Raw genomic sequence first — 13,369 nt, 5'->3', positions numbered from 1 at the left:
CACTAATTAACATAAGATGAGGGGATATACGGAGATGTATATACCCCTCATTTGTTAAATATTGAATAAAAGTCTAATTTCGTTGAAAATTGTATACATATATTTATATTTATTGAGTTATTTTTGATAAATATAAATATAAATATATAAAAATGTGGTAATATAGATTTGTAATAGTCTATAATCCATAATACAAAATTATGTTAGGAGTGTTTAATATGAAAAAGATATGTGTTTTAGGCGCAGGTACAATGGGATCAGGAATAGCTCAAGCTTTTGCCGCTAAAGGATATGAGGTAATAGTTAGAGATATAAAGGATGAATTCGTACAAAAAGGTCTTGGAATGATAGAAAAAAATATTAAAAAACTTGCTACAAAAGGTAAAATAACAGAAGAACAAGCAGAAGAAATTTTATCAAGAGTTAGTGGAACTACAGAATTAAGCTTATTAGATGATGTAGATTTAATAATAGAAGCTGCAGTAGAGAATATGGAAATCAAAAAACAAATATTTAAAGAATTAGATGAAATCTGTAAACCAGAAGCAATCCTGGCTACAAATACATCTTCACTTTCTATAACTGAAATTGCTACTGCTACAAAGAGAGTTGATAAAGTTATAGGACTACACTTCTTTAACCCAGCTCCAGTTATGAAACTTGTAGAAATCATAAAAGGAATGGGAACATCACAAGAAACATATGATGCAATGCATGAATTAGTTATTAACATATCTAAGGAGCCAGTTCAAGTAGAAGAAGCTCCAGGATTTGTAGTAAACAGAATTTTAGTACCTATGATAAATGAAGCTGTTTGCATCTATGCAGAAGGTATTGCAAGTGCTGCAGATATAGATAAAGCTATGATGCTTGGAGCAAATCATCCAATGGGACCTCTTGCTTTAGGTGACTTAATTGGACTAGATGTTTGCTTAGCAATCATGGATGTATTATATAAAGAAACTGGAGATTCAAAATACAGAGCACACAGCTTACTTAGAAAATTCGTTAGAGCTGGACAATTAGGAAGAAAAACTGGAAAAGGATTCTTCGATTATAGTAAATAATAATAGCATAAAGATATTACAGCAAAAGAGTAAAGAATAATTTATCTTTACTCTTTTATTTATGTGAAAATAAATTAAATATAATTAAAAAAATAAAAGATAGATAAAATTATAACAATGCATTTTATAATTTATTGTAGATTTTTAAAAATAAAAGGAGTATAGTTTAAATGGAATCACCAGAAGTTTGAAAGAATAACTGGAATTCAAGAGGATGTTTATAAAAAATGGATTTATTTGCTTGAAAATTTATAATATTTAATTTACTATATGGTTGACTATAATTAAATAAAATTATAAAATATAAGTGTAACCGACACAATGTATATTCATGTAAAGGATTTAAGTCGTATTATTTAAGGATATATGGAGATTTAAGTTAGTTTATTGGACAAGTGTAATGTGGTAAAGAATCCTATCATTATTGCGCTGTTTATTTTTGCGTTTGTAATCACTATGTTAAATAAATATCTAATGTTCATATATAAATTTCAATGAAAATAGTATAATATTATATTTGGCAAAGGATATGAATTAAAATGGTGAAATATTAAATTCATATAAAAACAAAATATGTTTAAAATACGGAGGAAAGTACTATGTATAAAATTGTTGAAAAGAAAATTTTGGCACCTTCAATATTTATGATGAAGATTTTAGCTCCAAGAGTAGCTAAATCAGCTCGTCCAGGTCAATTCATTATAATAAGAATGGATGAAAAGGGTGAGAGAGTACCTTTAACAGTATGTGACACAGATGTAGAAAATGGAACAGTATCAATAGTTGTACAAACAATTGGATGTACTACAAAAGCTATGGAACAATATGAAGAAGGGGATTCTTTCTTTGACTTTGTTGGACCTTTAGGGATGCCTTCTGAACTTTTAGAAGAAGACAAAGATAAGCTAAAAAATGAAAAAATAATGTTTATATCAGGTGGAGTTGGAGCTGCACCAGTATATCCTCAAGTAAAATGGTTACATGAAAACGGAATTAAAGCTGACGTAATCATGGGATTTAAAAATAAAGAAATGGTTATTTTAGAAGAAGATATGAAAAATGTTGCAGGCAATGTTTATGTAGCAACTGATGATGGTAGCTATGGATTTAAAGGAATGGTTACTAATAGATTAAAATCTTTGGTTGAAGAAGGCAATAAATACGATACAGTAATTGCTATAGGACCAATGATAATGATGAAATTTGTATGTAAATTAACAGAAGAATTAGGTATAAAAACAATAGTTAGTATGAACCCAATCATGGTTGATGGAACAGGTATGTGTGGTGCTTGTAGAATAACTGTTGATGGAGAAACTAAATTTGCTTGTGTTGATGGACCAGAGTTTGATGGACATAAAGTAAACTTCGATGAAGCATTAAAAAGAACAACTATGTATAAGACAGAAGAAATACAAAAGGATTCTATACAAAAAGGATGCAAAATAGGAGGAAATAACTAATGGATAGAATGAAAAGAACTCCAATACAAGAACAAGATCCAAAGGTAAGAGCAACTAACTTTCAAGAAGTTTGTCTTGGTTACACTGAAGAAGAAGCAGTTCAAGAAGCTTCTAGATGTTTAAATTGTAAAAATAAACCATGCGTATCTAAATGTCCAGTTGCAATAGATATACCAGAGTTTATTCATCATGTAAAAGAAAGAGAGTTTGAAAAGGCTGCAAAGGCTTTAGATAAATATACAGCACTTCCAGCAGTATGTGGAAGAGTTTGTCCTCAAGAATTACAATGTGAAAGTAAATGTGTTCTTGGAATAAAAGGTGAGGCAGTTGCTATAGGAAAACTAGAAAGATTTGTAGCAGACTGGTCAAGAAATAACAACGTAGATTTAACACAAGAAATTCAAAAGAAAGATAAGAGAGTTGCTGTAATTGGATCAGGTCCATCAGGAATAACTTGTGCTGGAGACTTAGCTAAAATGGGTTATGATGTAACTGTATTTGAAGCTTTACATGAGCCAGGTGGAGTTTTACTTTATGGAATTCCTGAGTTCAGATTACCAAAGGATACCGTTGTTAAACATGAAGTAAACAACCTAAGAAAATTAGGAGTTAAAATAGAAACAAATGTAGTTGTTGGTAGAACAGTTACAATAGATGAATTAATGAATGATGAGAAATTTGATGCTGTATTTATAGGATCAGGAGCAGGACTTCCTAAGTTTATGGGAATTCCAGGAGAAAACTTAAATGGAGTATTCTCAGCAAATGAATTCTTAACTAGAAATAACTTAATGAAAGCATTTAAAGATGAATATGCTACTCCAATTAAATCTGGTAAATGCGTTGCAGTAGTTGGTGGTGGTAACGTTGCTATGGACGCTGCTAGAACAGCTTTAAGACTAGGTTCAGAAACACATATAGTTTATAGAAGAAGTGAAGCTGAACTTCCAGCTAGAGTAGAAGAAGTACATCACGCTAAAGAAGAAGGAGTTATCCTTGATTTATTAGTTAATCCTACAGAAATCCTTGGGGATGAAAATGGTTGGGTTAAAGGAATGAAATGTGTAAGAATGGAACTTGGAGAGCCAGATGCATCTGGAAGAAGAAGACCACAAGTAATAGAAGGTTCTGAGTTTACATTAGACTGTGACACTGTTATCATGTCACTAGGAACTTCACCAAACCCATTAATTCCAGCTACAACTAAAGGCTTAGAAACTAATAAATATAAATGCATAGTTGCAGAGGAAGAAACAGGACTTACTTCTAAAGAAAAAGTATATGCTGGTGGAGATGCTGTAACAGGTGCAGCTACAGTTATACTTGCTATGGAAGCTGGTAAAAAAGCTGCTAAAGCTATTGATCAGCAATTAAGTAAGTAATTTTAAATCAGAATTAATAAAATCATGCCATATTTTAAAGTTATGTGAAATTCTTTAAAATATGGCTTTTTTATATGATAAATATAGTATAATGAAACTGAAAACTAGTAGATTTCTAATACATTTAAAGAAATTTTTGGAGTCATAGATTTATGACTAAAACTATAATAAACAGAGGTCTTAGCTTCTCTGAAGTTTAGGACTAATTAATAGGAAAGTAGGGTGCATAAATATGTTATTAGATGTAGTAAAAAAATATTATGGAGAAGAATATGATTTAAACTGTGCAGAGACTATGCTATATGCTGCTAATGAGGAATATGGTTTAAACTTAAGTAAGGAAACTTTTAAAACCATGGCTGCTTTCGGTGGGGGAATGGGTGTAGAATCCACTTGTGGAGTTATCACAGGAGCAATTTCTGCTTTAGGTATCTTATTTACAAAGGAAAGAGCCCATGAAAGCGATTATGTAAAAAACCTTACTCAAGAATTCATTGAAAACTTTAATAAAGAATGTAATTCATTAAATTGTGATAAATTAAAGGAATTATATAGAAATGATGAAACAAGATGTCTTAATATAGTAGAAAAAGGTGCAGTTATATTAGATAACATAGTAACAAGAGAGAGAAATAAACAGTAATTGAGAATAATTTTAAAACTTAGTGCTGAGAATATCCTTAGCACTATTTTTAAACTAGCATTTCATAAGTGTTATTTCAAGGAGGTGGATATGGATGGACTTTAAAGAAGCTATTGAAGAAAGTGGAAAAGTTATATTAAAGGATGTAAAGAATTTTGAACTTCCCCATATTTTCGATTGCGGACAATGTTTTAGATGGAACAGACAAGATAATAATAATTATATAGGTGTAGCCTTTGGAAAAGTTATTGAAATTGAGAAAAGGAATAATGATGTAGTTATATATAATACGGATTTAAAGGATTTTAATGACATATGGCTAAATTATTTTGACCTAGAAAGGGACTATTCAGCTATAAAAGAAGAATTTGAGAAGGATGAACTTTTAAAAAAAGCAGTAGAATTTGGTGTAGGAATTAGAATACTACAGCAAGATCCCTTTGAAATGCTAATATCTTTTATTATATCTGCAAATAATAGAATCCCTATGATAAAAAGAGCTATAGAGAATATAAGTAAAGTATTTGGCAAATCTATAAAGTACAAGGGAAATACATATTACGCTTTTCCAACCTTAGAGGAGTTTAGAAGAGCTACAGTAGAAGATATAGAAGCTTTAGGGGTTGGATTTAGAGCTAAGTATATATATAAGGCACTAGAAGATTTGAGTAGTGGTACCTATGATTTAAATGCAATGAAACAAAGTGATGATGATGGATGTCATGAGGGTCTTAAAAATTTTAATGGAGTAGGGCCTAAGGTAGCAGATTGTATAATGCTATTTTCTATGGGGAAATACTCAGCATTCCCAGTGGATGTATGGGTGAAAAGAGCAATGCAATTCTTTTATGTGGCACCAGATGTATCATTGCCTAAAATAAGGGAGTTTGCAAGAGAGAAGTTTGGTAGCTTATCTGGATTTGCACAACAATACTTATTTTATTATGCAAGAGAAAACAATATAAAAATAGATTAAGTTAGAAATATGTTGATATATAGAACATAAACTAAGGGTATACAAGGTGGGAAAGGTATGGAGAATAAAAATAAGATAAAAAGGTATGTAACAAATGGAGTAATATGGACTATAGTTATAGTAGTGTTATTAATAGCCTATTGGGAGTTTTCCAAGAAATTTACTGTATTTAGAGATCCAGAAGAATTAAAAAAATTAATACTATCCTTTGGTAGTTATAGTATAATTGCCTTTGTAGTACTACAAATGATACAAGTAATAATATTCTTTATACCAGGAGAAGTTGTTCAAGTAGCAGGGGGATATATATTCGGACCTTTAGTAGGAGGAATTGCCTCTGCTGTAGGGATAATTCTTGGAAGTGTAGTTGCTTATTTTATAGCTAAATTATTCGGGAAAAAGTATATAAATAAGCTTATTGAAAAAAATAATTTAACTAAGATGAAGAGGATATTAGATGCTGGAAGTAATAATATAGTTATCTTTGTCATATACTTTATACCTGGAATACCTAAAGATATATTAGTTTATGTAGCTGGTATATCCAATGTAACTCTAAGTGATTTTATATTATATTCTTCTGCTGGTAGATTACCATGGATAATCACATCTGCCATGTTTGGCCACGGTATACATAGAGGGGACTATGTATCTATGATAATTATAGGGGTAGTATCAGGAGCTCTATTTTTAGTAGGAATACTTAAAGGACATAGCATTATAGACTTTTTCCATAGAGTATTAAAGCATGAAGGCAAAAATAAGAGAAAATAAGAGAAAATATTACCATGAGTGAGATATTTTAATATATTCGCTTATTTTACCAAGTTCTATTAAAATAAAAGATTTGCTTATAAAATAATAATTATATATTATTATATTGTAGTTAGCACTCAATAGTCGTGAGTGCTAATAAATAAAGATAAATAAAAAAATTATATAAATAATTAACAATAGGAGGGTTTTTTATGAATATCAGACCATTAGGCGACAGAGTTGTAATCAAAAGATTAGAATCTGAGGAAATAACTAAAGGAGGAATAGTTCTAGCAGGTACTGCAAAAGAAAAACCACAAGAGGCAGAAGTCGTTGCAGTAGGTCCAGGAACTTATTCTCATGGAAGAGAAATTAAGATGGAAGTGAAAATAGGAGATAAGGTATTATTTTCTAAATTTGCAGGCACAGAAGTTAAATTCCAAGGACAAGAATATATTATATTAAAGCAAGAAGATATATTAGCAATATTACAAGAGTAATATATCTTAATAAGTGTAAAGAAAAATAATTTTAATGATAAGCTAAGAAATTCACATATCATAGGAGGTAAATGAATATGGCTAAAAGTATTTTATTCGGAGAAGAATCAAGAAGAGCTATGCAAAGAGGTGTAGACGTACTTGCAGATACAGTTAAGGTAACTTTAGGACCAAAGGGAAGAAACGTTATATTAGATAAAAAATTCGGTTCACCACTTATAACAAATGATGGTGTTACAATAGCTAGAGAAATAGAACTTGAAGATGCATATGAGAATATGGGAGCACAACTTGTAAAAGAAGTTGCAAACAAAACAAACGATGTAGCTGGAGACGGAACTACAACTGCTACAGTACTTGCTCAAGCTATTATAAGAGAAGGACTTAAGAATGTAACAGCTGGTTCAAACCCAATGTTACTTAGAAATGGTATAAGAATGGCTGTAGATACAGCAGTTGAAGAAATAAAAAAATACTCTAGACAAGTAGATGGAAAAGAAGACATAGCAAGAGTTGCAGCTATATCAGCAGCAGACGAGGAAGTTGGAGCTCTAATAGCTACAGCAATGGATAAAGTAGGTAACGAAGGTGTTATAGCTGTAGAGGAGTCTAAAACAATGGGAACTGAACTTGATGTTGTTGAAGGTATGCAATTTGATAGAGGATATTTAAGTGCATATATGGTAACTGACACAGATAAGATGGAATCTGTACTTGATAATCCATACATTTTAATAACTGATAAGAAAATATCTAACATCCAAGAATTACTTCCAATTCTTGAGCAAATAGTACAACAAGGTAAAAAACTTTTAATAATTGCTGAAGATGTTGAAGGTGAAGCAATAGCTACTTTAGTAGTTAATAAATTAAGAGGAACATTTACATGTGTTGCTGTTAAAGCTCCAGGCTTTGGTGATAGAAGAAAAGAAATGCTTGAAGATATAGCAATACTTACAGGTGGTACAGTAATTTCAGAAGAATTAGGACACGACATTAAAGATGCAACTATTGAAATGTTAGGAAGAGCTGATAGTGTTAAAGTTACTAAAGAAAACACTGTTATCGTAAATGGAAAAGGTGCAAAAGAAAATATAACATCTAGAGTAAATCAAATTAAGAAACAAATGGAAGATACAACTTCTGAATTTGATAAAGAAAAATTAAATGAAAGACTTGCAAAACTTGCTGGTGGAGTTGCAGTAATCAAAGTTGGTGCTGCTACTGAAACAGAATTAAAAGAAAAGAAATTAAGAATTGAAGATGCTCTTGCTGCTACAAAAGCTGCAGTTGAAGAAGGTATCGTTGCAGGTGGTGGAACTGTTTATATCAATGCAATAGAAGCAGTTGCTAAACTAACTTCAGAGGTTTCAGAAATCCAAGTAGGTATTAACATTGTAAGAAGAGCTCTTGAAGAGCCATTAAGACAAATAGCTACAAATGCTGGTGCAGAAGCTTCAGTAGTAGTTGAAAGAGTTAGAAATTCAGCTACAGAAATAGGCTATGATGCATTAAATGCTGAATATGTAGATATGATTAAAGCTGGAATAGTTGATCCAACTAAGGTTACAAGAAGCGCACTTCAAAATGCTGCATCTGTAGCATCAACATTCTTAACAACAGAAGCTGCTGTTGTTGATATTCCAGAAAAGAACCCAGCTCCAATGCCAGGTGCACCAGGAATGGGAATGGACGGAATGTACTAAAATTAAATATTAAATAAAATTAAGACTTTCATGAAGTTTTCATGGAAGTCTTTTTTACATCCATAATTAATGTTCACATAAATCTCTCCAAATTTTATCAATTTAATTATCTACAAAGTCTATAAAAACCTTTAAAATAGTGGATTTTAAGGAGAGATGTAATAAAATAACACATAACAAGGAAAGTATATAGAAATATAATACATAATATAGTATAATATGTTTAACATTTATAAATTTATACAACAATAAAACAAATTCATATAAATGTAAAATAAATTTGTATAAAATGAAAGTAAGTTTATATAAAAAGAAAGTAAGTTTAGATACAATGATGCAACTTTTTTATTTGGGTACCTTGAAAGTTGTTGAGTTAATGGTACAACCGGCTAAATTATAAATTTAGTCGGTTTTTCTGCGTGTATTTTATATACACATATGTAAAAATATAGTATAATCATTTGTAAATAGAAATAAATGTAAAAGGATAATAAATTATGGGTTTTATAGTGTTTTTATATGGAGTAGTAATAGGAAGTTTTTTAAATGTATGTATTTATAGAATACCTAACAATCAGTCATTAATTAGTCCACCTTCCCATTGTGGAAATTGTGATACTAGATTAAAATGGAGGGATTTATTTCCAATAGTAAGTTATCTATGGCTTAAGGGTAAATGTAGATATTGTGATTCTAAGATTTCTATGAGATATCCCTTAGTAGAAGGGCTTACAGGGATTTTATTAGTAGGAATATATCTAAGATATGGCATAGGGGTAAGCTTTTTTAAGTACTCCCTTTTAACTCTATTTTTAATAGTCATAGCCCTCATTGATTATGATACTACAGATGTATATTCTAGTGTAGTTTATAGTGGAATGGCAGTGGGAATAATCTTTATCCTTATAGAAACTGTAGCATATTCCCATAGTATAACTAACTATATTATTGGGGGATTAATAGGCCTAGGGGTTATTGGTTTAATATATGTTTTAACTGGTGGCATGGGTGTTGGAGATATTGAAATAGCAGTATTATGTGGATTATTTCTAGGATGGAAATTAGAGATATATTTTTTACTCATATCCTTCATTATAGGAGGAACAATTGCAGTTATGTTAATTGCATCAAAAAAGAAGTCAAAGGATGAGTATATTCCTTTAGGGCCTAGCTTGGCTATGGGAGCATATATAGTTTTAATCATTGGAGAACAATATATTTTAAATTTCATTTAATATAAGGAGTTTTAAGAAATAAAAAGAAGTATAAAACTTTTAGATAAGGACAAATAAATTAATTGTAAAGGTGAGGTGGAGAGAAATGGCAAGGAATACTGTCAGACTAGGTGACTTGCTAGTAAAGGCAAATAAAATTACCAGGTCACAATTATCAGAAGCCTTAGAGATTCAAAAGGTAAAGAGAAAGAAACTGGGAGAATTATTAATCGATGAAGGAATAGTAACAGAAGATATTATTATAGAGGTACTTCAAGAACAGTTAGGTATTGAAAGAGTAACCTTAAGTAATATAGATGTAGATTCTAAGGCTGTAAAATTAGTTAACGAAGGCTTATGTAGAAAATATGAATTATTCCCTTTTTATACTGCTGATGGAGTAATAAAGGTAGCTGTATCAGATCCTTTAAATATATTTGCCATGGATGATGTAGCTATAACTACAGGACTAAGGGTGGAGCCATACATATCCACAAAGGATGACATCCATAAGGCTACGGAAAAGTATTATTCAGATAGAAATGTGGAAAGTGCTGTAGAAGAGATAACCAGGTCTAGGATAGTGTTTCATAATAAGACGGAAGATATAGAAAAGATTGATGAAGTTAAAAATGCTCCCACAGTAAAGCTAGTAGATTCCCTACTTAAAAATGCAGTGGAACAAAGAGCTTCAGATATTCATATAGAGCCCTATGAAAAATATATAAGAGTTAGATATAGAATAGATGGTCAGCTAGAAGAAATATCATCTTTAAATATTGATGTGCTTCCAGGCATAGTTACTAGAATAAAAATTCTAGCAAATCTTAACATAGCTGAAAAAAGAATTCCTCAGGATGGAAGAATAGTTACTGTAATCAATAATAAAAACATAGACATGCGTGTGTCTATAATACCTCTTATCACAGGAGAAAAGGTTGTAATAAGAATACTAGATAGAAGCAACTATAAAATTGGAAAAGATAATCTGGGCATGAGTAGTGAAAATATAAAAAATCTTGAAAACATCATATCTGCACCCCATGGAATAATTTTAGTAACAGGACCTACAGGAAGCGGAAAATCCACCACTCTATATACTATTTTAGGGGAACTTAATCATATTAATAAGAACATAGTTACTGTAGAAGATCCTGTGGAATACTCCATGGATGGAATAAATCAAGTAAATGTAAATAGTAAGGTAGGACTTACCTTTGCTGCAGGCTTAAGGTCTATATTAAGACAAGACCCTGATGTAGTAATGGTAGGGGAAATGAGAGATAGTGAGACTGCTGAAATTGGTATAAGAGCTGCCATAACAGGACACCTTGTTCTTAGTACACTACACACAAATGATGCACCATCCTCAGTAATAAGACTTATAGATATGGGAGTTGAACCTTTCTTAGTGGCCACTGCCATAAAAGGAGTAATAGCTCAAAGGCTGGTGAGAAGAATATGTCCAAGCTGTAAGGAAGCCTATGAGGGGGATGAAGCTGAAAGGAAACTTCTTAACTTAAATAGTGATGATAAAGTAACTCTTCATAGAGGCAAGGGTTGTGCTAGCTGTAATTATACTGGTTATAGTGGCAGACTTGGAGTCTATGAAATAATGAATGTAGATAGAGAGATAAAAGATTTGATTATAAAATCTAATAACCCAGAAGAACTAAAGGATGAAGCGGTTAAAAAGGGTATGAAGACTTTATCAGATAGTTGTAGAGAGTTAGTTCTTAAAGGTGAAACCACCATGGAAGAAATGATGAAGATAATATTTATGGATAACTTGTAGAGGAAGGAGAACTAAATTATGTCTAAATATAAATATAAGGCTATTAGCTCTAAGGGTGAAGTTATTCAAGGAGTACATGAATGTAGGAGTAGGGAAGAGGTACTTAACCTTATGGTATCTAGTGGATATTCACCTCTATCCATTGAGGAAGCTATAGGCGGTAAGGAGATTATTCTAGGAAAGAGAAATAAGGTTAATAACAAGGATATTTCTATATTTTGTAGACAACTAGCTACCATGATAGAAGCCGGTGTTTCCATAACTAATGCTATAAGTCTTTTAGCAGAACAAATACCTAACAAGAAGCTGAGGGAAGTCCTTGTAAAAGTAGATGAAGATATAAGAAAAGGTGAAGAATTATCTGTAGCCATGGGTAAATACTCTAATGAATTTCCAACCTTACTTATAAGCATGATTCAAGTTGGGGAACAAAGTGGTACTCTAGATTCCATCATGAATAGGATGGCCACTTACTATGAAAAGCAAACTAAGATGAATGGTAAATTAAAAAATGCCTTAATCTATCCAGGCATATTAGCCACAGTAACAGTGTTTGTAGTGGTATTTATTCTAACCTATATAATGCCAATGTTTATGGATATGTTTGAATCAGCAGGTTCAGACCTTCCAGCTATGACAAAGATAGTACTATCTCTAGGAGATGGTATAAGGCATTACGGTATATTAATAGGCCTTGTTATTGTAGGGATAGTAGTAGGTTTTAAATATTACACCAAGAGAGTTGATGCTGGAATTTATATGTACAGTAAATATAAACTGAAAAACTCTCTCTTTAAAGACTTAAATCAAAAGATTGTAGTATCAAGATTTGCAAGGGGCTTATCTACAGTTTTAGGAGCGGGACTATCCATAGCCAGCTCCATAGATGTAGTATCTGCAGTACTAGAAAATAAATATGCAGATGTAAAACTAAAAACAGTAAAAGAAAGAATGTTAGCTGGAGATACACTATCCGATGCCATAAAGGAATCACAGTTATTTCCACCAATGCTAGGGTCCATGATAAAAATTGGAGAAGAAGCTGGAGAACTAGACAACATCCTAAGCAAAACAGCAGACTTCTACGACGAAGAGCTAGAAAGAGCAATAGAAGCCTTCACCACAATCCTAGACCCAATAATGCTAGTAATAATGGGAGTAGTAGTAGGGTTTTTAATAATCTCCATCCTAACTCCAATGTTTGAGATGTACAACGTAATGTAAAACAAAATAACAGGTCTAACCAGGGGAAACCCTTTAGAAATAAAAAGAAATAATTAGGAGGTCATTTAAAATGATAAAAAGAGCAAACAACAAAAAGAAAAAAGGTTTTACACTAATAGAACTAATCATAGTTCTAGCAGTAATGGCAATCATAGCATTAATAGCTATACCAAACTTCTCAGCAGTAAGAGATAACTCTAAGGTTAAAGCAGATAAACAAAGCTGTGAAACTATTGAAAGAACAGTTTTGATGTTAGTTTCAGATGAAACTATAAAAGGTGATGGAAAAATAACATATGCATTTACTGATAAGGGAGTATTGGATGATACAAATACAACTGTAGTAAGCATTACAGATAGTGAAGGTAAAGATTGCAAAAGTATTATTAAAGAAGCATTAAAAGAAGTTAAAGCACCTCAAGCTGCACCAGGTTTTGAAAAAGTTACAAAAGCTACTGCTAAAGCAACTACTTACGAAATAACAATTGGTGCTGATGGTTCGGTTAAAGCTAATACAAAATAATTTATCCAACATATCTTATACACCAAACATAAGTGTAAAGCCACCCTTTACACTTATGTTTCTAAAAATAAATAAAAATATTTCTCTACAAGCTTAAACGCCACTTATATGAACACTTTC

Annotated in this window: 12 protein-coding genes and 1 riboswitch; all 12 genes read left to right on the top strand. The window is 31.4% G+C overall.

The window, feature by feature from the left end; all coding sequences use genetic code 11:
- Positions 1-218 precede the first annotated feature (218 nt).
- Positions 219-1,067, top strand: coding sequence for a 3-hydroxybutyryl-CoA dehydrogenase (locus B3J31_RS02505; RefSeq protein ID WP_150845321.1), 849 nt, complete (start codon positions 219-221; stop codon positions 1,065-1,067).
- Positions 1,068-1,666: 599 nt separating this feature from the next.
- Positions 1,667-2,530 (top strand): sulfide/dihydroorotate dehydrogenase-like FAD/NAD-binding protein, encoded by an 864-nt coding sequence (locus B3J31_RS02500; protein ID WP_346866801.1) that lies wholly within the window; start codon positions 1,667-1,669, stop codon positions 2,528-2,530.
- Positions 2,530-3,912, top strand: a complete 1,383-nt coding sequence (gene gltA, locus B3J31_RS02495; protein ID WP_346866802.1) for an NADPH-dependent glutamate synthase — start codon at positions 2,530-2,532, stop codon at positions 3,910-3,912. Before B3J31_RS02500 ends, gltA begins: the two co-directional genes overlap by 1 nt.
- A gap of 232 nt (positions 3,913-4,144) precedes the next feature.
- On the top strand, positions 4,145-4,555 hold the full coding sequence (locus B3J31_RS02490; protein WP_346866803.1) for a C-GCAxxG-C-C family (seleno)protein: 411 nt from the start codon (positions 4,145-4,147) through the stop codon (positions 4,553-4,555).
- 94 nt (positions 4,556-4,649) lie between these two features.
- On the top strand, positions 4,650-5,531 hold the full coding sequence (locus tag B3J31_RS02485) for a DNA-3-methyladenine glycosylase (RefSeq protein ID WP_346866804.1): 882 nt from the start codon (positions 4,650-4,652) through the stop codon (positions 5,529-5,531).
- A 57-nt stretch (positions 5,532-5,588) separates the two neighbouring features.
- Entirely contained in the window at positions 5,589-6,305 is a 717-nt protein-coding gene (locus B3J31_RS02480; RefSeq protein ID WP_346866805.1) for a TVP38/TMEM64 family protein, read from the top strand.
- 194 nt (positions 6,306-6,499) lie between these two features.
- Complete coding sequence (gene groES, locus B3J31_RS02475; protein WP_346866806.1) at positions 6,500-6,787, top strand: co-chaperone GroES; 288 nt, start codon at positions 6,500-6,502, stop codon at positions 6,785-6,787.
- 77 nt (positions 6,788-6,864) lie between these two features.
- Entirely contained in the window at positions 6,865-8,493 is a 1,629-nt protein-coding gene (groL, locus tag B3J31_RS02470) for a chaperonin GroEL (protein WP_346866807.1), read from the top strand.
- A gap of 315 nt (positions 8,494-8,808) precedes the next feature.
- A riboswitch (cyclic di-GMP riboswitch) is annotated at positions 8,809-8,893 on the top strand.
- A gap of 97 nt (positions 8,894-8,990) precedes the next feature.
- Positions 8,991-9,728 (top strand): prepilin peptidase, encoded by a 738-nt coding sequence (locus B3J31_RS02465; protein WP_150845328.1) that lies wholly within the window; start codon positions 8,991-8,993, stop codon positions 9,726-9,728.
- Between the two features lie 85 nt (positions 9,729-9,813).
- Positions 9,814-11,502: a GspE/PulE family protein gene (locus B3J31_RS02460; protein WP_346866808.1), complete on the top strand. Its 1,689-nt coding sequence runs from the start codon at positions 9,814-9,816 to the stop codon at positions 11,500-11,502.
- Between the two features lie 18 nt (positions 11,503-11,520).
- Positions 11,521-12,726, top strand: a complete 1,206-nt coding sequence (locus B3J31_RS02455) for a type II secretion system F family protein (RefSeq protein WP_346866809.1) — start codon at positions 11,521-11,523, stop codon at positions 12,724-12,726.
- 70 nt (positions 12,727-12,796) lie between these two features.
- Entirely contained in the window at positions 12,797-13,249 is a 453-nt protein-coding gene (locus B3J31_RS02450; protein WP_346866810.1) for a type II secretion system protein, read from the top strand.
- Positions 13,250-13,369 lie beyond the last annotated feature (120 nt).

It is taken from the genome of Clostridium sp. UBA5988, from assembly GCF_002435615.1.
Taxonomy (GTDB): Bacteria; Bacillota; Clostridia; order Clostridiales; family Clostridiaceae; genus Clostridium_J; species Clostridium_J sulfidigenes.
The sequence above is the reverse complement of the archived record's forward strand: the minus strand, read 5'-3'. Positions and strand labels throughout refer to the sequence as shown.